Source organism: Kangiella koreensis DSM 16069, from assembly GCF_000024085.1.
GTDB lineage: Bacteria > Pseudomonadota > Gammaproteobacteria > Enterobacterales > Kangiellaceae > Kangiella > Kangiella koreensis.
The window spans coordinates 2,740,203-2,764,864 of the sequence record NC_013166.1 but is presented as its reverse complement, the minus strand read 5'-3'; the positions used below and the strand labels follow the sequence as shown (position 1 = coordinate 2,764,864).

Sequence of the window (24,662 nt, the reverse complement as noted above, 5' to 3'; positions counted from 1 at the left end):
GTAAGTCGGGTAATAATAACAGAATTGTTAGCAATTAATGAGATTATGTAAGTCAGACAAGTCTGTAGGGGCGACCTGCGGTCGCCCGCAAGATTTAATTAAAATAAACCTTCAAATCCTCCGGTATCGGCATTGGTTTGAAGGGAGAAACATTAGCCCCGCCAGTATTTCCTATAGGATATTTGCCGATTAAAGAGCCTGCTGAACCAATGATACGAATGATTTGACCAGCGGTTTCTCGCAGATCCAAACGATTAATGCCGACCCGTAGCATCCACCAATGACTTTTAACATGGCGTCCGTAAAAGGGCTGACTGAGGATATGGGCACGTTCAAAGTGGTAGAAGGATAAATCCAAGTTCCCTTTATAAAAGAGTAACTTACCTTGGTTGAGCTCTTTAGCGAAAGCGATTTTTAGAGATTGTGACATGCTTGGTATTCCTTCAATAAACAGGTCGATTTACTTGCTTGGATGAATTGACAGACTAGTTGGTCTGTAGTTAAATAGCAAGCCTTCCATACAAGATCGTTAACAAGATTGTGCAAATTGCAGACTCTTGAATCAATTCAGTCAGGATCGACTATGCCAGAAAATAATACCGTTAAATTTGGTCGTTTTGTTATCAGCCACCCGTGGCTGATTATCCTTGCATCGATATTGTTAGTTGTTGCAACAACCTTTGGTGCACGCTTCCTAGAGATTAAGACCGACTATCGCGTCTTTTTCGCCGAAGATAATCCCCAGTTAATTGCTTTTGAAAATATCCAGAATACCTACGATAAAGCCGACAATGCGATGTTTGTGATCACGCCGAAAGAAGGCAGCGTGTTTGATCGTGAAACCTTAAAAAGTATTCATTGGTTAACTGAGCAGGCCTGGCAAATTCCATACACCACCCGCGTTGACTCTATAACCAACTATCAGCATACCTGGGTGACCCCGGAAGACGAAGACTACATGCTGGTCGGTGCCTTGCTGTGTATTCCAGATAAATCATCGAATTTTGATAGTGAGTGCGAACACGAGTCGGTCACGGAACAGATGATTGATGATTTGAGTGATGCTGAAATTAAGCGTCTGCAAGATATTGTTTTGCACGAGCCTCAGTTATTGAATCGTGTCATCAACCCAGACTCCAGCGTGACAGCGGTCAATGTCACTGTGCAACTACCACAGGATCCGGATTTAGAAGGAATTGAAGGCAAAGCCTGGAAGGAAAAGAAAACAGAGATTCTGACTGCGGTAACTAAAGTTTCGGAGCATGTTCAGGATTTGCAGACTCAATTGATGGAGCGCAACCCGAACCTTGAAGTTCGTTTGACCGGTGTGGTGATGATGAACAACACCTTCGCCGAGACCGGTAAGAACGACATGATGACTTTAACGCCTATCATGCTGTTTTTGGTGATTCCGTTAGCGCTCTATTTCATGATTCGAAGCATCAGCGGCACCGTAGCCAGCGTGGTTATCATCATATTCTCAATTATGGGTGCTCTAGGTGGTGCCGGCTGGTTAGGCATTGCCATGACCGCGCCAATGTTCTCAGTGCCAACGGTGGTGGCGACCATGGCCGTTGCCGACTCGGTGCATCTGCTGGTCACATTCCTGCAGGGGATGCGGCACGGCATGAGTAAGCAGGATGCGATGGTGGAAAGTATTCGTATTAACATGATGCCGATCTTCCTGACCAGTATCACTACGGTTATTGGCTTCATGACCATGAACTTCAGCGAAGTTCCACCGCTCCGCGATATGGGTAATACCGTTGCAGTCGGTGTGACTCTGGCGTTTATATTCTCTGTCACCTTCCTGCCTGCGATGATGATGTTATTGCCCGTTAAAGTCAGCGACAAGAAAAGCAAAGGCCATCATTGGATGGATAGCTTTGCTGACTTTGTTGTGAACAAACGCAAAATATTATTACCGGTTATGGCGGTAGTGAGTATCGCTATTATTGCAGCTATCCCCAAAAATGAACTGAACGATGAATTCGTTAAATACTTTGATGAATCCATCGACTTCCGTGTGGACTCTGACTATACAGCAGAAAATCTAACCGGGCTTTACACCGCTTTCTACAGCATTGATACCAAAACCGGCAGCGGCATTCATGAACCCGAGTTTATGGCGATGCTGCAGGATTTTGTAGAGTACGCTGAGCAGCAGCCGGAAGTTTTGCATGTGCAAAGTTATACCGACGTTATGAAGCGTTTGAATAAAAGTATGAATGGCGATCGTGAGGAATGCTATGCGCTACCTAAGCCATCATTAGAAGAGGGCTGTAATGCGGTCCTGCTGGAAGATGGCGAAGTGGCCGAGTTAGGAACATTAATTCGAGAACTAACTGCTCAATATACCCTGATCTATGAAACCTCTCTGCCGCGTGGATTGTCTATTAATAATCAGGTTAATAGCGATAAATCAGCCACTCGCATACAGTTAGCGTTAGAAAATCTATCCAGCGTACAGGTACTTAATCTTGAAGATCGCTTCAGTAATTGGTTTAAGCAGAACGCCCCTGCAATGGAGATTTCAGGTTCAAGCCCGGCGATCATGTTTGCCCATATCGGGCAGAATAATATTTACTCAATGCTTAAAGGCACAGCCTGGGCATTAGTATTAATATCATTGCTACTGATATTCGCGTTAAGATCCCTGAAGCTGGGCATGTTAAGTCTCATACCCAATATAGTTCCAATGGCAGTGGCATTCGGAATCTGGGGCATATTTCAGGGACAGATAGGCATGGGATTGTCAGTAGTGACAGGCATGACTTTAGGGATCGTGGTAGATGACACGGTACACTTCATGAGTAAGTATCTGCGGGCACGTCGCGAGAAAGGCCTAGACAAGGAAGCCGCTGTAAAATACGCCTTCCATACCGTGGGTATGGCGCTGACGGTTACCACTATCGTACTGGTGCTTGGCTTCCTGGTATTGGGCATGTCGCACTATGTGATGAATAGCCACATGGGGATTCTAACGGCAATTACATTAGCCGTGGCCCTCATAATCGATTTCTTATTACTCCCACCATTATTAATGTTGGGTAGCAAAAAATTGAAAGACAAAGTAGCGAATTAGGAGATACGCATGAAACGAATACTATCAAGTTTATTATTGGCCGTAGCAGCAGTGAGCATGATTACGACTGCTTTTGCCGAAACACCAGAAGAGAAAGGTTTGGCAATTGCCAAAGAAGCCAAAGCCAGAAACACCGGCTGGGGTGACAGTCAGGCAGACATGACCATGATTCTGCGTGATAAAGGCGGTAATGAAGCAGAGCGAATCGTAGTAGTCAAAAATCTGGAAGTTAAAGGTGATGGCGATAAAGGTTTAAGTGTTTTCGAACAACCGCGTGATGTCGAGGGCACTGCCTTTCTGACGTATTCGCATATTGAAGGTAATGATGATCAATGGTTATTTTTACCGGCCTTGAAGCGCGTCAAAAGAATATCTTCGTCAAACAAATCGGGTCCCTGGATGGGCAGTGAGTTTGCCTATGAAGATTTATCATCGTTCGAAGTGGAAAAGTATAGCTATAAATTTTTACGAGAAGATGAATTAAATGGCGAAAAAATGTTTGTGGTAGAAATGGTGCCAACCTATAACAACTCAGGTTACAGTAAAACCATTGCCTGGATTGATCAGGAACATTACCGAGTTCATCGCATCGAGTTCTTTGACCAGAAAAATGACAAGTTAAAAGAGCTTAACATGTCAGAATTTAAACAGTATATGGGCAAATACTGGCGCGCACATCGTCAAGAGATGGAAAATGTACAAACCGGTAAAAGTACAACGATTGTCTGGAAAAACTTTGAGTTTAATGTGGGCTTAAGCGAAGATGACTTCAACAAAAGTAGTCTAAAGCGTGCCCGATAAGCAATAATCTAGTGATGGTAAAAGGTAAATCAATGAGTAAAGTAGCGGTACGAAATCCTGATGCAACCCGGCAAAATATATTGCAGGTGGCCTTTGAAGAAATTCTATTAAAAGGCTACCAGGGATTGCGTGTGGATGAAGTGTTGAAAAAAACCGGCTTTACCAAAGGTGCCTTTTATCATCACTTTAAAAGCAAGAAAGAACTGGGTCATGCAGTAATCGATGAAGTATTAAAGCCATGGATTCATGAGCGCTGGATTGAGCCATTGAAACAGGTTAAAGATCCAATCACTGACCTGATTAAAATGATGAATGATTCACGCGAAGAAATTAATATTAATGAGCTGCATACCGGATGCCCCCTCAATAATCTAACACACGAAATGTCACCGCTTGATGAGTCATTCCGAGTGCGCATTGTTGCCATCTGGGAAATCTGGTACGAGGCATTGGCGGAAACTTTCGAACGTGGTCAGCAAACAGGACTTATCAGAAAAGACGTTAATCCTCATAATATCGCGCGCTTCCTCATCGCCACTATCGAAGGTATCATCGGCCAATGTAAATGCTACATGAGTGATCAGGCCTTTGATGAAGCCGGAAAATGTTTACAGGATTATGTTAAGACTTTGAGAGCGTAGTATGGATGCAATACAGCCATTTTGATAACGCCCGGACTGGTAATAGTTGCAATAATTCTAAATAAAATAACTTCAAGCTTACTAATTCATCAAATCAATAGTAAGTACCCCAAAGTATATCGTCATTATTTCATCGAAAATAAAACTGAGGTCAGAAAGGTTCACTTTACCTTGGAGTTTGTTATGGCTGGTTTATACAAATATGATCTCAATCCAGAAGATTTCAAATACGTTAGAAGGGTTAAGTTTACATTATGGATAATGGCTATTTGTATAGGTGTTAGTCTATATGATGTGTACGGTTAGCATCTTTTCCAATAATTATCCCATCTTTCTCAACGACTGATATATCGGTTTCAGTCGTTGATACATTTTCTTGTAAACCTTTTCGTAGAGTTCCTGATAGCGATCGACGTTCTCTTTTATGGGCTCGAAGGTTTTGCCTTTGTGGCACATGGCTTTAACCGCGTCTTGGTAGTTTTCAAATAAATCAATACCAACGGCAGCGTTGATAGCGGCGCCAAGTGCGGAGGTCTCAAATGTGTGTGGGCGTGTTGCCGGCAGGTTGAAAATGTCGGCGGTCAATTGCATGGCGACATCGCTTTGTGAGCCGCCGCCGGAAACCATCAATTCATCAATCGGGAGCTTGGTTCTTAGTTGAATCGATTCCTTGCCGTCTCTTAAGCCATAGGTTATCCCTTCTAATATCGCACGATAAACATGGGCGCGAGTATGGCCATCATTAAAACCAATGATGGCACCGCGCGCTTCTGGACCGGGCACCTTGACGCCAGGCGACCAGTAAGGCTGCAGCATCAGGCCATCGGAGCCGGGCGGGATTTGCGCTATGGCTTCGTCAAGCAACTGCTCGGCTGTCACGCCCATTTCGACAGACAGATCCTGTTCGCGATGACCAAACTGTTCTTTGAACCAGCTGACCATCCAGTAACCACGATAGATTTGATATTCGATGGTGTAGGCATCGGCAACGGTTGAAGGATAGGGTGGAATAAAGCGTAATGGCTCAATGTAACGCTGGCTGGTGACGTTAATGGTGGCGGTGGTGCCATAGCTTAAACAGGCTTGGTGCTCTTCGATACAGCCGCTGCCTAACACTTCGGTGGCTTTGTCGGCACCAGAAGCAATAACCGGCAATCCTTGCGGCAGGCCAGTTGATTCGCTGGCGATTTGGCTGATTTGCCCAATTAACTGGCCAGGTTGAACCAACTCGGGCAGCATCTCGCGCTTTATAGGCGCTATCTGCCATTTCCAGCTGTTGGGCTTTTCCCAGCGATGATGTTTGTAGTCAAAGGGAATGTAGCCGACCTGAGAAGCCGTTGAGTCTTTAAATTCACCGGTCAGCTTGTAATTCAGATAGCCAGACAACATCAGGTATTTATCAGTTTTAGACCAGATATTGGGCTGATGGTGGGCAATCCAGGCTGCCTGACAGCGTGACTGGAAATTCTTAATGGTGTCGCTGACGCCAACTAGCTTGAACAGATAGGGCCAGATACCTTTTAAGGGCTTGATGGATTCAAGTTCACGTTGATCGGTCCAGATAATGGCTGGACGAAGCGGTTCACCGTGCTTATCAAGATTGACCACGGTATTGCGCAGTGTGGTGACAGAAACGGCTTGAATGGTAGAAAGATCAACCTTAGGGTCTTGCGCTAACTTTTGGCAGGCACGACACAGGGTATTCCAGAATAGCTGCGGATCCTGCTCTGCCCAGCCAGGCTGATCGCTGTAATAACTCAGTGGGATTTGAACTTTGGCTAGAATCTGACCCTGCAAATCAAACAGGATGGCACGCAGGCTTTGCGTTCCATTGTCGATGGCGAGCAGGGTCTTGTTATTCATTAAATACCAATTCCTGAGTGTTTCAATAAAGGTTCAACCGAGGGTTCGCGACCGCGGAAGGCTTTGAATAAATCAGCGGGTTCTTCTGACCCGCCTTTTTCCAGTATGTTGTGCAAAAAGTCCTGCCCCACTTGAGGGTTGAATATTCCCTCTTCCTCAAAGCGTGAGAATGCATCAGCGGAAAGAACTTCTGCCCATTTATAACTATAGTAACCTGCCGCGTAACCCCCTGCAAAGATATGGCTGAAGCCGTGCTGGAAGCGGTTAAATGGCGGTGGCTTAATCACAGACACTCTTTTGCGCACTTCATCCAGCGCATGTTGAATGGGATTGTCCTGCGTTAGGTCCAGTTCTGTGTGGATTTCAAAATCGAACAGAGAGAACTCAAGTTGGCGTACCATCTGCATCGCTGACTGGAAGTTTTTAGCGGCTAACAGTTTTTCTAATTTGTCAGCAGGCAGACCTTCGCCAGTTTCATAATGCTTGGCGATTTTATAAAGCCCTTCTTTGACCCAGCAGAAGTTTTCCAGGAATTGGCTGGGTAGCTCAACCGCATCCCACGGCACACCGTTAATGCCTGACACAGAAGCATATTCAATCTGCGTAAGCATATGATGCAGACCATGACCAAATTCATGGAACAGGGTCGTCACTTCGTCATGGGTAAATAACGCAGGTTTGCCGCCGACAGGGCTGTTGAAATTACAGGTCAGGAATGCGACCGGTTTTTGGATACCATCTTTAGTGCGACGACGACCCATGCAGTCAGCCATCCAGGCGCCACCGCGTTTATTCTTTCGGGCGTAAAGATCAAAATAGAAACTGGCAATATGCTGATTTTCTGCATTGTAGATATCATAAAAACGCACGTCAGGATGCCAGATATCCACATCATCACGTTGTTCAAAACGAATGTTAAATAATTGCCCTGTTATGTCGAATAGACCTTTGATGACTTGTGGCTCAGGGAACCAGGGACGCAACTCTTCTTGCGAGATACTGTATTTTTCCATGCGCAACTTTTCGCTGTAGTAAGCGATATCCCATGCTTCAAGTTTTTCTACACCGTGCTTGTCTTTGGCGTATTGAGCAAGCTCGGCTAATTCAGCTTGCGCTTGCGGATGAGATTTATCGGCCAAATCTTGTAAGAATTCTATAACTTGCGAAGGATCTTTGGCCATCTTGGTGGCAAGCGAGAGCTCGGCGTAATTATCGAAATCTAACAGCTCAGCCAGCTCCTGACGTAAGGCTAAAATTTCCGGCATGATCTCGGAGTTATCAAATTCACCAGCGTTAGGGCCCTGATCGGAGGCGCGCGTAGAGAAGGCTGTATAAACCTCCTGACGTAACTCGCGATCATTAGCATGCATCATGACCGGCAAATAAGAAGGGAAGTCTAGTGTGATCCGGTAACCATCAAAATCGGCTGCCTTAGCTGTGTGTTGCGCGGCTTCAATAGCTGACTCTGGCAACCCATCCAAAGCAGAGGCATCAGTTAAATCTTTATGCCAGGCCATGGTAGCGTCCAAGATATTTTGCTCAAACTTTGATGTCAATTCAGAAAGACGCAATTGAATTTTGCCATAGCGTTGCTGTTTGTCTTTAGGCAGTGCAACCCCCGACAATTTAAAGTCACGCAAATCATCTTTAAGGATCTTGCGTTGAACTTTATCGAGCTGAAGATCATCAGCTTTATCATTCAAATTGTGGATCGTTTGATATAAGCCTTGATGTTGACCCATTTCAGTTCCGTATTCGGAAAGTAAAGGTAAGCAACTGTTATAAGCATCGCGAATTTCAGGGGAGTTAACGGTTGCCTGCATATGACTTATGGGTGACCAGGCATGATCAAGGCGATCGCCAATTTCTTCCATAGGCACGACAAAGTTTTCCCAGGTAACTGAGTCTTTATCAAGTGAATCAATCAGTGCATTAATTTGACGACGGCTGTCATCAATTATGGTTTTGATCGCCTCTTGCATGTGAGACGGTTGAATTTTAGAAAAGGCCGGTAAGCCGGTGACATTAAGTAAAGGGTTAGTCATGTTTATCAACCTTGTAAGAATCTTTTTGCTCAGAATGAGAATGAGAGCGGTGATAAGAATAGAGTTTCGACTCTTTTAAAAACGCATAGTGCGCAGATAGCTTGGCAAAAATAAAACCGCGCAAGCCGGCGAAACAGTAACGATATATAAGGTAAACGCGGATAAATTCTAATGGTGCTACTAGAAGGAGTTTTAAGCGCGAAGGCTTCTTGCCTTTGTTAAATTTTTCCCGGGCTTTCAGTGTTGAATAGTACTCGTATTTTTTGTTTAAAGTTTCAATGTCAGCATAGCCGTAGTGTTTGAAAGCAGTCGAAGTATGTTTGATTTTTCCTTTTATTTCAGGCCCTTCATGCACCAGGTTATCAAGATAATATTGGACACGATCCTTTTTAAATAAGCGGGTGTTGGTGGGAAGCCTTATTGAAGTTGGGAAAAACTTACCTATAAACCAATCATTACGACGACATTTTAGGGCAACAAATTCTGATTGCTGAATAAAGTTTTGTGTCGCTTGAATGAACTCAGGGGTCAACTCTTCATCGGCATCAAGGTTCAGCACCCAGTCGTGTTTACACAGCGACATCGCATATTGTTTTTGCTTGGCATAACCAGGCCAGTCGTTATGAACAACTTTGGCACCGAGTGACTCGGCGATTTGTTTAGTGCTATCTGTGCTTCCACTATCAACAACAATAACCTCATCAAACTCTTGGCAACTTGTTAGGACCCGCGCGATATGCTGCTCTTCATTCTGCGCAACAATAAAAACGCTGACAGGAATTTTTCCGGCTAAATGTTCGTTCATAGTCGGGCTCATAGTTTGGCACCCATTATTTATGAGGAGTGTGGCGAACCACTTCGATAATCTCAGTGGTGGAAATAGATGGTGTGCGCGGAAGATACTTCACTTCGCAGAACTGTTTCATCTCATCAAACTTACCCTGCCAGTCATCACCCATGACCAGAAGATCTGCTTGATACTTCTGAATATATTCAGCTTTTTTTTCCAGTGACTCTTCAATAAATGTAAAATCGACACAGGTTAATGCACTTAATATGTGCATGCGATCTTCTTGCGAATAAATCGGATAGCGGCCTTTCTTTTCGAAATTAAGCTGATCGGAGGAAACGCCCACATACAACTCGGTGCCCATAGCGCGAGCGCGTTCAAGAATATTGACGTGTCCAACGTGGAAAACATCAAAAGTACCAAAGGTGATGACGCGCATGAGTATCCTTATTGGTGATTAGTTATTAAGTAAAAAATTGGCTACCCGTTTCGAGCAATGCCCATCTACAGTGCCGACAATTTGTTCAATATACTTCAAACGTTGTTGTTCAAAGAGTTTGGGGTTGCGCAGGTTGTTTTCAACGGCTTCTTTCAATTCATGGTAATGGTTGATGTTGGTGCCAATCTCTTTAAACAATCGATAGTCATCGGATAGTCGTTTTTGTAGGCGATATTTTAAAAAGCCCCAATAACCAACGCGTAACTTCAGGAAATGACCGACAATCACGGGTTTGTTTAATGCCATAAACTCAAACAGGGCAGATGAGGTTTCGCTAATCATCAAGTCTGCAGTGGCCATAAAAGGGAGCAGGCTTTGCTCTTCTGGGCTGGCAAGATACACATTGGGATAGTTTTTCCAATGCTCGAATAGTTCGCGCTGCTTTTTGTAGGCTGACTTGATCAATGATAAGTAATGAGGCTTGATCAGGATATTATAATCGGAAAATTGTTCGGGCCAGTTCTTGGGAAATTTCTCGATAGTGCTGGGATAAAAAGTGGGTGAATAAAGAATGGTCTTTTTGCCGGGCACTAAACCTTTATCGGCGAGATCAATGTTCTCGCTAGTACCATTGACCAGTGGATCCAGCTTGGTGTAGCCGGTGGTGACAAAGGTTTTATCAGGATACAACTGCTGTAAAGTTTGGGTGCGATGCTCTGACTCCACAAACCGATACTGGATGGGGCTTGAAGAAGCATTGTAATAGGTCGATTTTGGGCCAAGGCCATGTAAAATCAGGGCCGTTTTACAATGAGAGTTTAGTTGTTCGGCAATTTCCGCGGCATGACCAAAAACAATCCAGTCTGGATTTTGAGTGATGTAAAAGCTGACTAAATCGTCTTCATTGATAATATGTATTTCAGCAAGTGATGCCAGCTGGGTTTTAATGGTCGCTGGAGGTTCGCTGTGAAAAACAATCCCTAATTCAGTACCCTGCGCCTTGAGTTCGTCAAGAACGGGCGTAAAGTGTGGCAAATAATAGAGATAGGCAACATCGAATAGTATTTTCACGTAAAAACCTGTGCTTTATATGACTTTTAAAACCTTTATAATCGACGCATTATAGCGAAAAAACAGAAGCTTATGTCTAACAATATCAAACATTACGACTTTCTAGCCATCGGTGCCGGTAGTGGCGGGATTGCCTCCGCGAATCGTGCCGCCATTCGTGGTGCCAAAGCGGCGGTCATTGAAGCCCAAGCTGTCGGTGGCACCTGCGTTAACCTGGGTTGTGTGCCGAAAAAGGTCATGTGGTACGGAGCGCATATTGCTGAAGCGATTAAGTACAGCGAAGCCTATGGTTTTGATTTAGAACAAACAGGTTTTGATTGGGCGCGTCTGGTGCAAAACCGCGAAGCCTATATCGAGCGTATTCATGGTGCTTACCATCGTGGCTTTGAATCAAACGGCGTTGACTTTATTGAAGGTTATGCCCGTTTTGTCGATAAAAACACTGTCGAAGTAAATGGTGAGCAGATCACGGCAGATCATATTGTGATCGCAGTGGGAGGTCGCCCGATTATTCCTGATGTTCCAGGTGCTGAGCTTGGCATTGAGTCTGATGGATTTTTTGCTCTGACAGAGCGGCCTAAAAAAGCGGTAGTGATCGGTGCAGGCTATATTGCAGTGGAAATTGCCGGTGTGCTCCATGCGTTAGGGAGTAATGCTCACTTACTGGTGCGCAAAGATCGTCCTCTTCGTTATTTCGATAAGGATCTAACCGATGCTTTGCTGGATCGAATGGAGCTGGATGGCCCTGTGCTGCACACCCATACTGATGTAAGCAAGATCGAAAAGGATGACCAAGGTTTGCTGGAAGTGCATACCAGCAAGGGCGAATGTATTGATAATGTGGACTGTGTCATCTGGGCGATTGGGCGTGAGCCAGCAACTGATGATATTGGCCTTGAAGCAGCAGGTATTGAAATGGATGGTGAGGGCTTCATTCGAACCGACAAATTCCAAAATACTAATGTTGAAGGTGTTTATGCGGTGGGAGATATCACCGGCGAAGCTCAACTCACACCAGTGGCGATTAAAGCCGGCCGTTTATTGGCCGAGCGCCTGTTTAATCCTGAGATGCCTAATGTGCATATGGATTATAGTCAGATCCCAACCATCGTCTTTTCACATCCTCCTATAGGCAGCCTTGGTTTATCAGAGTCCGATGCCGTCGAGCAATACGGTGCCGATGATGTCAAAGTCTACAAATCTCAATTTGCGGCCATGTATAACGCAGTTACTCCACATAGAGCTCTAAGTACTTTCAAACTAGTGTGTCAGGGTGAGAACGAAAAAGTCGTTGGTATACACGGTATTGGTGAGGGAATGGATGAAATTTTACAGGGCTTTGCTGTGGCTATGAAGATGGGCGCGACAAAAGCTGACTTTGATGCAACCGTTGCCATTCACCCAACTTCAGCGGAAGAGTTTGTTACGCTGCGTTAGTATCCATATCAGTGTCGGCTGAGTCTAAGTCCAAGGGAAATGCATCCAGCAGCTTTTCTAAATCCAGAGTTATAGGCTTTAGCTGGCACTGTTCGATAATTTGTTGCAATGACATGGTGGCAAGCTCTTCGGCAGAAACAGGACTTTGATGCCGCTGCGCGATGGATTGGTAGTAGTCCTGAAACTTAAAGCTGCCGCCAGTCAGTTCATTCTTAAGGGTAACCCATTGATTTGGTATACCATAACTGTCAGAAGCAATCAGCCCATGCAGTGATGATGAGATGGTATGCTCACATTCCAAAAGGTCATCAACAAAATCTTCTGCATTTTTCTTTATATCAAGGATGCGGGCTCCCTGTTGCTCAAGTTGTTTAACCACTGGGTGTTCAATATCTCGGTAATGTGGAATGACACCAAGTGAGTATTTCTTCGCAACATTTGGGTGATAAAAACGGGGCATAAGCAGTGCTGGGTCACCATAAACTTCAGGCGTTTCTATGCCCTTTTTCAATAACAGGCTACGGGTCAGTGGTCCTCGTACAGCGCATATTTTCAGTGGCTTATATTTGATGTTACCTTTTTTCGAGATAAAGCCTGAACCCCAGACAATGCTGTTGTGATTGGCAATTCTTAGAATGCTGCCTACTGCCAGTATGTGTTGTTGGGAAGGTGGGGCAATTACGGGTTTCTTGCCGGAGATTTTTTCCAGCAAATACAAATTAATGGTGTCTCCCCAGTTTTGAGTAGTCTCAAAAAAATTAATTGCAATAGTTTTACCATCAAAGAAAGGGTTCTTTGATGGAGTTAGTTGAGTTGGTCCAAAAAGTTTTTGCGCAATTTTTGCCAGAGGCATAATGGAGTTGTAACAAAATGTTAACCAGTGGGACAGTGTACTGGTAATTGGGGAGTTTTCGATTAATTAAGGTATAAAGTGAGAAATAGGGCCAGATTTTTATAAAAATAACTGGAAGGAATGAAGGGAGTAGCCACCAAAGGGGTAATGCTCAGATGGCTAATAACCTTAGACATTACATACGTGTAACTTTGAAGCCTTTCTGCTTAAGATAGTAGTTAACGCTTTTGTCGCCGCCATAGTGGGCTGCACCAACAACGGCAAAAACAGATTTACCTTGCTTAAGAAGCTCGGTTATACCATCGGCCATGCCTTGGTTACGCTGATACAAGAATAGATCCATAAAGGCTTCATAATCTTCTTCGCTAACCCCCTGATCCTTTGCTGAAAGTTGCTCTTCCGCCAGGAAAGTCTCAACGTCACCCGTTTTCCAGGCTTGCATGAGTCTTTCTGTTCCACCTTCCTCGCGGGTGACAGTGCCCAATAACATAAGCTCCTGTAGCTCCAAAGGCATACCGTCAAGAATCGCCAGTTGAGAGTCAAAACTCTCCAGTTCAACAATCTCCTTGCTGTCTTTCGCTTCGCTCAGGAAGTATTTATCAATGCCAAGTTGTTCCTGATAACCTTGCTGTTGCATGCTTAAAGCTTCTAACGTAGCGGCAACAAACCATGGTTCGAAATTATTAAACATGGCACAAGGCGAGTGAGTACGCTGACAATATTCATCATATTTGATCGCTGTTTCTTCTGAGATATGGTCTTTTAGAGGCTTGCCAGGAGTGACTGCCATCGTCTGAATGGTCTGGGCAATTTCAAGCTGATTAAGGTTATTCATATTAATTTCAACTGCTACCACCTCGCTTGCTTGAAAAGCCTTTTGTACCTTCTCTGGCAAAGGATACATACTCTGATCGCCCATATGAATAGAGCCGAAAAGATACGAAGTTACACCATTATGCTCAACTTTCCAGATAGCGGGGTTATAGTTCGCAACTGTTGCTGCCTCTTGCTCTGGCTGAGCTGGTTCATTAGCAGTGTCTTCTGAAGTGGTCTCTACTAATGGTTGTTCGTTGGTTTGTTGCGAACCGCTATTAGCTTCAGGCGTGGCCTGGTCAATAGTTTGTGTTTTTGAAAGGAAAACTGCACTAATGACAATTAGAAGTAAAACTACTGCAATTAAGAGAAAACGTGAGATTTTATTCATTAATAACTCCATTATTTTTTATAGTTTGAATCGCGGATACCAAAGTATCACATGCTTGTTTGCCACCATGTCTGAAAAACAATGAAGGCTCAATCAGCTCCATTTCATTCAGGTAAGGCGTTCCATCAGCGTCGTGTAAAAAGTCGATACGAGCGTACAGTAATTGCTCTTGGCCGGGTGGTAAATAGTGGTCACACACATACTTCAGCGCCTTATCGGCCAGTACTTTTTCAGCGTCACTCAGCTGATAAGGGAAGTCGCTGGCACCGTAATCGTCCTGAACGCGAAAATCACCCTGCACCGGAACCTTGCGCGTGCCATGGCTGAATTGATTATTAAAGAAAATGCCTGAGGTTTCACCGAAGCTTTCTACCGTGGAAAGGTATGGCTGCAAAACCAGATCTTCATAAGTGATTAAGCGGTCAATATGAGCTTTGGCGCGAGCTAGCCCTGGTTCATCGCTATTGAAGCGGCAACATTCGCGAGCATTCGCACCGATTAGCGGCTTGATAAAACCCTGCTGCCAGCCTTTTTCAGCCATTATACTTTTAATATCATAGGCTTGGCCTCGATCAAGCCAGACTGAGGGGGCAATCTGAATCCCGTTCTGCTCAAGTTCCCGCAAGTAACCTTTATGGCTATTCCAGTGAATGACGGTTTCAGGATTACACAGCTGGGTGTGTTGGCTGACAGTTTTGACCCACTGGGTAAATTCCTCAAAGCGTTCCTGGTAATCCCAGGTGGTGCGAAGTAAGCAGAGATCATAGTCACTCCAGCGAATGTCGCTGTCCCATGGCATCACATCATGTTGGATACCAGCATCAGTCAAGGCTTGAAAAAAGGGTTGGTCGTCTTGCTCCCAATCGGGCAGGTTGTGTCGAGTGGCAATGGCAATCTTCATAAATAAAACGGATACTTGATAACAGGGGAACTATTATGGAGCACAAGGCATATCAAAAACAATTAGCGACGAGCAAAGGTGACTTTACCTTCGCGCAATAAGTCGGTGATGGCAGTTGCCGACATCGGGCGGCAGAACAACATGCCTTGGCCCATATCGCAACCGAGTGATTGCAAAATAGACATCTGCTGAATCGTTTCAACGCCTTCGCCAACCGTGTGTAAATCCAAACTTTGTGCCAGGGAGATGATACTTCGAATAATATTCACATTAATCATGCGATCCTGCTTCTGGCTACTAAGCTGGGAAACGAAATACATGTCAATTTTAAGATTATCGACCGGCAGCTGACTGAGATAGGCTAAGGATGAATAACCTTTACCGAAGTCATCAATCGATAATTTAATCCCCAAATCCTTGAATTGATTAAGTACTTTGACGGTGTTAACCACATCGGTCATGGCTGCACTTTCGGTGATTTCAACTTCCAGAGCACTGCCAGGAATATCATAGGTGCGCATGGTGTCGGCAAACTGATTGAGCAAATTAAAGTTGCGCAAATCTTTGATGGATAGATTTAAAGCAACCGTAGTGTCAATGCCCATATTGCGCCAGGAGACGAGTTGCTTACAGGCTAAATCAGTGACCTGCTGGCTCAGTTCATGGACCAGGGTGCTTTCTTCGGCAATCGGAATGAAAACGCTTGGTGAAATATCGCCATGGTCTGGATCGTACCAGCGACAAAGAGCTTCGACACTTTTGATGGCACCGCTTTTAATATCCACACGAGGCTGGTAATAAAGGCGTAAGTGATCATTAGCAATGGCCGTTTTGAGTTTCTTCTCCACAGAGCGACGGCGATTTTCGCGTTCGCTATGGCGCAGTTCATACAGTTGATATTGGTTGCGCTCTTTTTTAGCCGAATACATAGCAATATCCGCAAAACGGAATAAGTCTTCAGCCTTTTTACTGTGATCAGGGAAAATACTGATACCGATACTGGCGCCAGTCTGAACGGTATGACTATCAGCTTTAAAGGGAGTTCTGAATTGCTGAAGAATACGTTCAGCAATGTAACGAGCTTCTTTTTCGGAGGTTTCCGGTAGAACAATGGTGAACTCATCGCCACCCACGCGGGCTAACGTGTCTGAACTGCGTAAGCACTTATGAATGGTTTTGGCGACAGTTTGTAGCAAAGCATCACCTACCGAATGGCCTAGGGTATCATTGATTTCTTTGAAGCGATCCAGGTCGATATACATTAAAGCTAGTTTGGACTCGTTCTTAACCGAGTCTGCAAGCCCTTTGAGTAAACGTTTGCGAAGTAAATAACGGTTGGGTAATTGCGTTAAAGGGTCATAATTTGCCAAATTATGGATCTTTTGCTCGGCCTGTTTGCGCTCAGTTATAACGTGGAAATTGACCGTCACGCCTTGTATATCGGGATCACCCAGATGATTAACCAAGCGGCTTTCAATCCATAATATATGACCATCTTTGTGATTTATACGTCGTTCAACAACAGATAAGGCACCCGGATTTTCAGCCACATAACGCAAATTTGCTTCTGCTTCTTCTCGATCTTCTTCAAAAATGAACATCTCAAGGGTTTTACCGATAAGGTCTTCTTCGGTATAGCCGGTAACCCGCGTCACTGATGGAGAAATGTAAGTAACATTCATATTACGGTCATACATCAAGATACAGTCATAGCTGTTCTCGACCAGCGTACGATAGTACTTATCTTTACGTCGTAAGGCCTGCTCGGTTTTGAAATCTTTTTGAATTTGATGAATTGAGCCAATTTCGATGATCGCATTACCATCCTCATCGCGGGAATAAATGGTGCTGTGTACTTGAATCCAAATCCACTCACCGTCTTTCTTTTTCACCCTGAAGTCGGCTGGAATAACATCTTTGTCATCACTTGCGGATAGCCGCTGTTCCTGTTCTTGGACTACAGGAATATCGTCAGGATGAACGGTTGAGTAAACACCCTCAGGCATCGCTTCGAACTCTTCCTGTGTGTATCCGAGTAGATTGCTGAAGTATTCCAGGCCTTCGACAAATAACTTGGTGCGGTAATCAAGAGTATAAAGAAATATAGGCGCTTTATTGAGAACGGTATTCTTATATACTGATAGCAGACTGGGCGATGACTCACCATTATCTGGGGCAAGTTCAGGTGCTGCTTGTAGTGAAACAAGGATATTAAGGTGTGATTTATCTTTAGGCAGCCGAGTGATCGAAGCAATAAAAAAACGCTGCTTGCGAATATCCGGCAAAGTAACAATGGCGCGATTTTTCTCACCACTAAGCAACTCTGCTGGTAGCCATTCTTTCAGTTCTATCCCTTGAAGTGTCGAAGAGGAGATAGACTTATCAATACAGATCGCTTTTATAACATACTTTTCGTTACATACGAGGACTGCTGAATAGTCATTTTCGACAAGGCTTTGTAGGGTAGATTCAGGTAATGGAGGTTTACTGAACATCAAAACTAAATCCGCCTTTATTGGGTACTCCCTGTTAGTTTAATAAGCATAACCATCAATTGTTATAAGTGCAAATATGACTTGCTAAAAAGGCTACTCAGGTAGCATCAATGGAAATATAAGCAGATAAGAGACTTTCGGTTTGAGATTAAGGCGAGAAAGGCTAAAATAGCGGCAGAACGTAACAGGATATAATCTAATGACGATTAGAAAATTTAATCAGCACCAACCGCAACTAGGCGACAAAGTCTATGTTGACCAGACTGCTCTAGTGGTGGGTAATGTTCATATTGGCGAAGACAGCTCAATTTGGCCGATGGCCGTACTGCGTGGCGATGTGCATTCAATCCACATTGGTGCGCGCACAAGTATTCAAGATGGAACTGTATGTCATGTGACCCATGCTGGTCCCTATGATCCCGAAGGACACGATCTTTATGTTGGGGATAATGTCACCATCGGGCATAAAGCTATCTTGCACGGCTGCCGCATCGAAAGTAATTGCTTAATTGGTATGGGCACGGTGGTGATGGATGGTGCCTTGATTAAAGAAAATGTCATTGTTGGTGCTAACAGTCTGGTACCACCGGGTCGTGTCTTAGAAAGTGGTTATCTCTGGGTTGGCTCTCCGGCGCGAAAGATTAGAAAACTCACCGAAGAAGAAACTGACTTCTTTAGATATTCGGCAGATAATTACGTCAAGCTGAAAAATCAGTATTTAGATCAGGACGATTAAAAAGAAACCGGCAAAAGCCGGTTTTTTTTATACTAGTGCTGTATTAGAAACTATAACTCACACTCACGGTTGTGGTGGTATCGCGTTTCTCGGCACCAAGCGGAACTTCAGAGTTATAGTTTATGTGGTAAGCCAATTTCAGTGATAAGCTTTCTGAGATATTGGTTCTTAGGGCGGTCTCAGATGCATAGGTATCGAAGTCCTGTCCCCAGATAGCGGCAACAACTTGAGTGAAGGTAGCTGTCTCAGAAATATTATATTGATAGTCAAGGTCGCCACGCACAACGTTCTCTTTTTCATCTTCTCCAGCTTCAAGGGCATTAATGCGGTAACCCAAACCAAGGCCTAGTGAGAAGTGACCAGTATCATCTTTAAATAATTCATGACCGTAACCGACATAAGCACCTGCTTGATAATCATAAGCACCAAAATAGTCGTTCATGTAATCAACAACACTGTAAACAAATGAGCGTTCAGACAGGTCGTAGCGGTTATTCCACACGAATGTATAGCGTTCAGCCTCACGCACTTCATCATTTGTATTGGTCATGCCAGTAATATGCACACCGGTTGACCATTCATCTGAAATGCGCGTGATGTATCTGAAGGCACCATTGAGACTTTCAGTTTCTGTGTTACCAGAGGTGCTGATATAGCCAAAATCAATATTACCAATGTAGCCTTCTTCAGGTGCGTCGGATAATAAACCACTTTGTGCAAATAGTGCGGGGGAAGAAAAACAAATGGCTAATGCCACCAGGGATTTTTTGAAACTCATGTCACTCTCGCTTTTTATATCAATCTACAAGCCATTAAAGCTGGTGATTTTAACAAATCATGGACTAATAAAAATACACAATATGTTATAAAACGTTACATTCGCGACTTTAACCAGTGAAAAATTGAAGGGTGTTGCAATTTAATCTGGTCAAGATAACGAGATTGGTAGCGTTTAGCTGAATTGTCGGGCAATGAAGGTACATCTGCGTTAGGTAGTGATTGCTGAAAACTCTGCAACTGTTTACGTTGGAATGGAAAACCATCAGAAGCAATCGTCAATGGCCACTGATTAACAGCTGTCTGCCATAGCCATTGGCAAACGTCCTGTTCATGAATCAGGTTAAGCCATTTGGAATTTTGGTACTGTTCGGGATCGAGCAGACTATCAATTAGGCGTTGACGCTGTGAGGAATACAAACCGGAAGGTCTGACAATTGAGGTATTGTTGTGCATTTTCTTGATGTTTTGCTCAGCCTTCAGCAGAGTCTGCCCAGAAAAGGAATCTGGCAAAGGCTTGGTTTGTTCATTTATCAGTGGCTCTGTATTTCCGCCATAGACTGATGTAGAGGACACAAATACGCAGTAAAAGTCAGTCTGTTGCTGATGTAACAAGGACGTCAGATTGGAAATCGCAGTGATGTAGGTTTGGCGATAGGCAGATTCAGTGCGCTCGCCGGGAGCAAGAATGATAAACACGGTGCTTAACCTGGGGAGTTTTGGCAAAGCCCTCTCATCATGCAACAGGTCATAACAGATGTGTTGATCGGACCATCCTTTGGGGCTTCTGGATAAGGTAATCGTGGGCTGATCCAGCGACTTAAGGTGATTATAAAGACGCTGACCAAGCTTACCTGCACCAACGATTAGATTCTTGCCTTGGTTAGTCAATGGATTCCACCAACATGGCTAAGCTTTTTTCAACAATCAAATTTTTACCCGCCAATTTGTTAAGGGTTTTAAGTCCTTTACCAGTTAGGAGAAGGATAAAAGGGCAGCCAAAATTCTGAGCGCAATGATAGTCGGAACTAGAGTCGCCTACAAAAACGATCTCTTGTGGTTCAGCAGAAAACTTTTCGGCGATATGTTCGAGCATTTGCGTTTCTGGTTTACGGCAGGCACAGCCGTCATCAGGATGATGAGGACAAAATTCGATGTGATCAATATGCCCGTCATATTCTTTCAACAAGCCATCCATCTTGTCATGCATGGCATGCAAAATCTGCTCATCATAATAGCCGCGCCCAATTCCTGACTGATTAGTAGCAATCGCAACCTTAAACTTTTGATTGAGCTTGGCGATTGCTGGCAAACTACCAGCAATCGGAATCCATTCTTCGGGCGTTTTAATATAGTCGTCGGAATCGTGATTGATGACGCCATCACGATCCAGAACGACCACTTTGATTTTGCTCCAATCGATTGCAGACATAAGTTATATAAGTCTTAGTTTTGAAGCAGGGAAATATCAGCAACCGAGCCAAACAAATCCTGCAGTTTTTTCAGCATGGCTAAACGATTAGCTTTGACCGCTGCATCGTCGGCGTTAACCATTACTTTATCGAAGAAAGCATCGACATCATCACGCAGACTGGCCAGATGTTGCAGCTTGTCTTGATAACTGTTCATGGCTGATAGTTTAGCTTCCGCATCAGTAATGGTTTTTGCCAGCGCCTGCTCTTCGGCTTCCTGTAATAAACCAGAGTCAATCGCGTCTGGTACTTCGATATCAGCTTTGGCCAATATGTTTTTCACACGCTTATTGGCTGCAGACAGGCTTTCCGCTTCCGGCAACGTCTGGAAGAACTGCACCGCTTTAATGCGGGCATCGAAATCCAGCGGTTGAGTAGGACGCAATGCCATAACGGCTGAAATGGTATTACTGCTGACGCCTTGGTCGAGATATAGAGCGCGTAGTCTCTCAAAGAGAAAATCTAGAAGAGCTTCTTGTTTATGAGAATAAAAGTTTGCTTTATCAATACGTTCAGATATTAATTGATTCGCTTTAGATAGTAATTCATTAATATCTAGTTCTAAGCGGTTTTCTACGATAGTTCTAAGTAAGCCAATAGCGGCACGGCGTAATGCAAAGGGGTCTTTAGAACCTTTAGGTCCTTGTCCTACACCAAAAATACCGACCAATGAGTCAACACGATCGGCAATTGCCAAGCATTGTCCCACAGAATTTTTAGCCAGTTCGTCACCTGAGAACTTGGGCAAGTACTGCTCAGTCATGGCAATAGCAACATTCTCGTTCTCGCCATCGTGACGGGCATAGTAAGTACCCATTATGCCTTGTAGATTATCGAATTCACCGACCATGTTAGTGGCTAGATCACACTTAGATAACAATGCGGCTCTCTCAGCGTCTTCAGGGATTGCTCCAATTTTTGGGGCAATATACTTTGCAAGGTGAGCTACTCTAATTGATTTGTCTAATATTGAACCTAGTTGTTTTTGAAAAACAACTTTTTGTAGATGGTCTTGATGACTTTCCAGGCTAACTTTTTTGTCGGTTTCAAAGAAAAACATCGCATCAGCAAGACGTGGACGAATCACTTTTTCGTTACCTTCGATCACGCTTTGCGGACGATTGCTTTCAATGTTGCTGACGGTAATAAAGTTCGGCATCAATTTGCCGTCTTTGTCGAACACGTGGAAATATTTCTGATGTTCGGCCATTGAGGAAATCAGACATTCAGCTGGCACTGCCAGGAATTCGGTGTCGAACTTACCGGTTAATGCTACTGGCCATTCAACCAGGCTGGCTACTTCATCGAGCAAGCTCTCATCGATTTGAGCCACACCACCTAGCTTGTCAGCTTCAGCTTTCACCTGGCCGCGGATCTGCTCTTTGCGCTGCTCATAATCGGCATTCACTTTAGCCGTTAACAGTTTAGACAAGTAATCATCAGCAGAATTAAAGGTCACCCAATCCGGCGACATGAAGCGATGGCCGCGTGATTGGTTGGAGGTTTTAACGCCTAAAACGGTGGCGTTTAAGACTTGATCGCCAAACAGTAATACTGCCCAATGCACTGGGCGGATAAACTGCTCGCTACGATCGCCCCAGCGCATTGGCTTGGGAATCGGTAATTTTTTCAATGCTGAATTGAGCATATCTTCAATCAATTCAGACAGTGGCTGGCCCTTTTGTGCGATGGTGTAACCTAGGCGCTCACCTTTGTCAGTTTCTATGCGATCCAGCTGATCCACTTCAACGCCACAGGACTTTGCAAAACCAACGGCTGCAGGCTTGGCCGAACCATCATCATTAAAGGCTCCGGCAACCGCAGGGCCAAGGCGTTCTACATTCTTATCTGGCTGACTATCCGCTAAATTGCGGATAGTGAGCGCTAGGCGACGTGGTGCTGCATAATTCTCGATGCTGTCAAAAGTAAAATCATTGCTTTGCAGATTAGCTGCAAAGTTATCGCGCAACGCATCGCTTAATGTTTTTAGCGCTTTGGGTGGTAGTTCTTCAGTTCCCAGCTCAAACAATAAATCGTGTTGTGACATGACTATTTCTCCTCCGATTTATTGGCTTGGTTTTTACTATTGTTAAGCATCGGAAATCCTAGCTCCTCGCGAGCTGCGTAGTAGCTTTCGGCTACTGAGCGCGCTAAGGCACGAACCCGCAAAATAAAGCGTTGGCGTTCGGTGACTGAAATAGCATGACGCGCATCCAGCAAGTTAAAGGCATGCGAAGCTTTTAGCACCATCTCGTAAGCTGGCAATGGCAAATTATGTTCCATTAGACTCATAGATTCGCTTTCGCAGTAATCGAAGAACTCAAACAACTTCTCGACATTGGCGTACTCAAAGTTATAAGTGGATTGCTCCACTTCGTTTTGGTGGAACACATCGCGGTAATAGACTTTACCCAAAGGTCCATCAGTCCATACCAGATCATAAATGCTGTCGACGCCCTGCAAATACATGGCAATACGCTCGAGACCATAAGTGATTTCACCCATCACCGGCTTACACTCAAGACCGCCCACCTGCTGGAAATAAGTAAACTGTGTTACTTCCATGCCGTTTAGCCAGACTTCCCAGCCCAGACCCCAGGCGCCAAGTGTCGGTGATTCCCAGTTGTCTTCAACGAAGCGAATATCATGCTCAAGCGGATCAAGCCCCATCGCCTTTAATGAGCCCAGATACATTTCCTGGATATCCAGTGGCGAAGGTTTAATCACTACCTGGAATTGGTAGTAATGTTGTAAGCGGTTAGGGTTTTCACCATAACGACCATCGGTTGGACGGCGGCAAGGCTGGACATAAGCTGCACTCCACGGCTCTGGGCCAATGGCACGCAGGAAGGTTGCGGGATGGAAAGTGCCAGCGCCGACTTCAAGATCCAGCGGTTGCTGAATCACGCAGCCCTGCTCGGCCCAATAATTCTGTAAGGTCAGGATTAACCCCTGAAAGGTCTTAGTATCTGCCACAATCTGTGCCCTTAATGGATGCTTATATGCGTTATTTTGCGCAAAGAGCGAAATTATACGGTAATTCAGGTCATTTTCTAACCTTAAAGCGTGAAATATCCAGATAGTTGTAGCTTTAATCCTGATTGAGCCTCATTCATACTTGTCATCCCGCTATACCACAGGCATTCCCTTCGGTCGCTTGATAGCGGGGTCCAGTGATTATATTTTTCTTTGGCTTGCTGTTTCGCCCTTTGGCGAGTTACTTTTCTTGCGTGGTCAAGAAAAGTAACCAAAAGAAGACCACCCCGTGATTGAGGTTTCGCTTTGCTCAACTCCCTTCGTATCCGCCAAGTCACTTAACGCACCGTAAAATACGTTCCATCCTTGGCCCGAATTTTACTATTCAAATCATCCAGGATTTGAATTGCTATGTCTTGGCTACTACTCAGCTCAATCAAAAGGGGTTATTGGTACTATATGTTTAATTAAGTAGGGCGTGATAATATCTGGTGTAATTTAAATAATCAGAAGCAAAAAATGAAAACACGTTGCGGCTGGGTCAGCGATGATCCGCTTTATATTGAGTACCATGATACCGAATGGGGCGTACCTACCTATGATGACCAAGAGTTATTCGAGATGCTGTGCCTGGAAGGTGCGCAGGCAGGCTTAAGCTGGATCACGGTGCTCAAAAAACGCAAACATTACCGTAAAGTCTTCGATAATTTCGATGCTGAAAAAATCGCGGCCTACGACGAGGGCAAGCGTGAAGAATTGCTTTCGGATGCAGGTATTATTCGCAACAAACTCAAAGTAAACGCTTTTATTGTTAATGCTCAGAATTATCTACGCATAAAAGAAGAACGAACATTCAGCGAATATTTATGGCAGTTTGTAGGTGGTGAACCGATCGTTAATAATTGGCAAAGCTTGAAACAAGTTCCTGTCACAACCCCTGAGTCAGATGCCATGGCTAAGCAACTCAAAAAAGACGGATTTAAATTTGTCGGCAGTACGATTTGTTATGCCTTTATGCAGGCTACGGGGATGGTGGATGATCACACGAAAGATTGTTTCAAAAAGTAAAATTACCT

The 24,662-nt window shown here is 44.4% G+C and carries 21 protein-coding genes; 6 read left to right on the top strand and 15 right to left on the bottom strand.

The window, feature by feature from the left end; translation table 11 throughout:
* Window positions 1–94 precede the first annotated feature (94 nt).
* Window positions 95–430: a DUF3703 domain-containing protein gene (locus KKOR_RS12840; RefSeq protein ID WP_015781571.1), complete on the bottom strand. Its 336-nt coding sequence runs from the start codon at window positions 428–430 to the stop codon at window positions 95–97.
* Window positions 431–583: 153 nt separating this feature from the next.
* Between KKOR_RS12840 and KKOR_RS12835 the strand changes: the two genes are divergently transcribed.
* Genes KKOR_RS12835 through KKOR_RS12825 form a run of 3 tightly spaced genes read left to right on the top strand, consistent with a single transcriptional unit; the run spans window position 584 to window position 4,527 of the window.
* Complete coding sequence (locus KKOR_RS12835) at window positions 584–3,085, top strand: efflux RND transporter permease subunit (protein ID WP_015781570.1); 2,502 nt, start codon at window positions 584–586, stop codon at window positions 3,083–3,085.
* 9 nt (window positions 3,086–3,094) lie between these two features.
* On the top strand, window positions 3,095–3,886 hold the full coding sequence (locus KKOR_RS12830) for an outer membrane lipoprotein-sorting protein (protein ID WP_015781569.1): 792 nt from the start codon (window positions 3,095–3,097) through the stop codon (window positions 3,884–3,886).
* Between the two features lie 32 nt (window positions 3,887–3,918).
* Window positions 3,919–4,527, top strand: coding sequence for a TetR/AcrR family transcriptional regulator (locus KKOR_RS12825; protein ID WP_015781568.1), 609 nt, complete (start codon window positions 3,919–3,921; stop codon window positions 4,525–4,527).
* A 321-nt stretch (window positions 4,528–4,848) separates the two neighbouring features.
* Here KKOR_RS12825 and KKOR_RS12820 read toward each other — a convergent pair whose 3' ends face one another.
* Genes KKOR_RS12820 through KKOR_RS12800 form a run of 5 tightly spaced genes read right to left on the bottom strand, consistent with a single transcriptional unit; the run spans window position 4,849 to window position 10,735 of the window.
* Entirely contained in the window at window positions 4,849–6,390 is a 1,542-nt protein-coding gene (locus KKOR_RS12820; protein ID WP_015781566.1) for an FGGY-family carbohydrate kinase, read from the bottom strand.
* Window positions 6,390–8,435 (bottom strand): oligopeptidase A, encoded by a 2,046-nt coding sequence (gene prlC / locus KKOR_RS12815; protein ID WP_015781565.1) that lies wholly within the window; start codon window positions 8,433–8,435, stop codon window positions 6,390–6,392. The genes KKOR_RS12820 and prlC overlap by 1 nt, the downstream gene beginning before the upstream one ends.
* Window positions 8,428–9,240, bottom strand: coding sequence for a glycosyltransferase family 2 protein (locus KKOR_RS12810; RefSeq protein ID WP_015781564.1), 813 nt, complete (start codon window positions 9,238–9,240; stop codon window positions 8,428–8,430). The genes prlC and KKOR_RS12810 overlap by 8 nt, the downstream gene beginning before the upstream one ends.
* 25 nt (window positions 9,241–9,265) lie before the next feature.
* The gene (locus KKOR_RS12805) at window positions 9,266–9,664 is read right to left on the bottom strand and encodes an adenylyltransferase/cytidyltransferase family protein (RefSeq protein WP_015781563.1); all 399 of its coding nucleotides are present in this window, start codon (window positions 9,662–9,664) and stop codon (window positions 9,266–9,268) included.
* Between the two features lie 18 nt (window positions 9,665–9,682).
* Window positions 9,683–10,735 carry a CDP-glycerol--poly(glycerophosphate) glycerophosphotransferase gene (locus tag KKOR_RS12800; RefSeq protein WP_015781562.1) on the bottom strand — a complete coding sequence of 351 codons (1,053 nt, stop codon included), beginning with the start codon at window positions 10,733–10,735 and terminating at the stop codon, window positions 9,683–9,685.
* A 72-nt stretch (window positions 10,736–10,807) separates the two neighbouring features.
* On the opposite strand from KKOR_RS12800, the gene gorA reads away from it, so the two are divergent.
* Window positions 10,808–12,172 carry a glutathione-disulfide reductase gene (gene gorA / locus KKOR_RS12795; protein ID WP_015781561.1) on the top strand — a complete coding sequence of 455 codons (1,365 nt, stop codon included), beginning with the start codon at window positions 10,808–10,810 and terminating at the stop codon, window positions 12,170–12,172.
* Here gorA and KKOR_RS12790 read toward each other — a convergent pair.
* From KKOR_RS12790 to KKOR_RS12775, 4 genes are all read right to left on the bottom strand, one after another.
* Complete coding sequence (locus KKOR_RS12790; RefSeq protein WP_015781560.1) at window positions 12,159–13,025, bottom strand: polysaccharide pyruvyl transferase family protein; 867 nt, start codon at window positions 13,023–13,025, stop codon at window positions 12,159–12,161. The genes gorA and KKOR_RS12790 overlap by 14 nt on opposite strands.
* 175 nt (window positions 13,026–13,200) lie before the next feature.
* Window positions 13,201–14,229 (bottom strand): TraB/GumN family protein, encoded by a 1,029-nt coding sequence (locus KKOR_RS12785; protein WP_015781559.1) that lies wholly within the window; start codon window positions 14,227–14,229, stop codon window positions 13,201–13,203.
* Window positions 14,222–15,130: an ATP-grasp domain-containing protein gene (locus KKOR_RS12780; protein WP_015781558.1), complete on the bottom strand. Its 909-nt coding sequence runs from the start codon at window positions 15,128–15,130 to the stop codon at window positions 14,222–14,224. The genes KKOR_RS12785 and KKOR_RS12780 overlap by 8 nt, the downstream gene beginning before the upstream one ends.
* 62 nt (window positions 15,131–15,192) lie before the next feature.
* Window positions 15,193–17,625, bottom strand: coding sequence for a bifunctional diguanylate cyclase/phosphodiesterase (locus KKOR_RS12775; protein WP_015781557.1), 2,433 nt, complete (start codon window positions 17,623–17,625; stop codon window positions 15,193–15,195).
* 199 nt (window positions 17,626–17,824) lie between these two features.
* Here KKOR_RS12775 and KKOR_RS12770 point away from each other — a divergent pair, with 199 nt between their 5' ends.
* Window positions 17,825–18,361: a gamma carbonic anhydrase family protein gene (locus KKOR_RS12770; RefSeq protein ID WP_015781556.1), complete on the top strand. Its 537-nt coding sequence runs from the start codon at window positions 17,825–17,827 to the stop codon at window positions 18,359–18,361.
* A gap of 43 nt (window positions 18,362–18,404) precedes the next feature.
* On the opposite strand, the gene KKOR_RS12765 is transcribed toward KKOR_RS12770, so the two are convergent.
* The 5 genes from KKOR_RS12765 to glyQ form a co-directional block, all read right to left on the bottom strand.
* Window positions 18,405–19,139, bottom strand: a complete 735-nt coding sequence (locus KKOR_RS12765) for a DUF481 domain-containing protein (protein WP_015781555.1) — start codon at window positions 19,137–19,139, stop codon at window positions 18,405–18,407.
* Window positions 19,140–19,234: 95 nt separating this feature from the next.
* The gene (locus KKOR_RS12760; RefSeq protein WP_015781554.1) at window positions 19,235–20,029 is read right to left on the bottom strand and encodes a sugar nucleotide-binding protein; all 795 of its coding nucleotides are present in this window, start codon (window positions 20,027–20,029) and stop codon (window positions 19,235–19,237) included.
* Window positions 20,022–20,570 carry a D-glycero-beta-D-manno-heptose 1,7-bisphosphate 7-phosphatase gene (gene gmhB / locus KKOR_RS12755; protein ID WP_015781553.1) on the bottom strand — a complete coding sequence of 183 codons (549 nt, stop codon included), beginning with the start codon at window positions 20,568–20,570 and terminating at the stop codon, window positions 20,022–20,024. The genes KKOR_RS12760 and gmhB overlap by 8 nt, the downstream gene beginning before the upstream one ends.
* A 14-nt stretch (window positions 20,571–20,584) precedes the next feature.
* Window positions 20,585–22,657, bottom strand: a complete 2,073-nt coding sequence (gene glyS / locus KKOR_RS12750) for a glycine--tRNA ligase subunit beta (RefSeq protein WP_015781552.1) — start codon at window positions 22,655–22,657, stop codon at window positions 20,585–20,587.
* Window positions 22,658–22,659: 2 nt separating this feature from the next.
* The gene (gene glyQ / locus KKOR_RS12745; protein WP_015781551.1) at window positions 22,660–23,586 is read right to left on the bottom strand and encodes a glycine--tRNA ligase subunit alpha; all 927 of its coding nucleotides are present in this window, start codon (window positions 23,584–23,586) and stop codon (window positions 22,660–22,662) included.
* A gap of 519 nt (window positions 23,587–24,105) precedes the next feature.
* On the opposite strand from glyQ, the gene KKOR_RS12740 reads away from it, so the two are divergent.
* Window positions 24,106–24,654 carry a DNA-3-methyladenine glycosylase I gene (locus tag KKOR_RS12740; RefSeq protein ID WP_015781550.1) on the top strand — a complete coding sequence of 183 codons (549 nt, stop codon included), beginning with the start codon at window positions 24,106–24,108 and terminating at the stop codon, window positions 24,652–24,654.
* Window positions 24,655–24,662 lie beyond the last annotated feature (8 nt).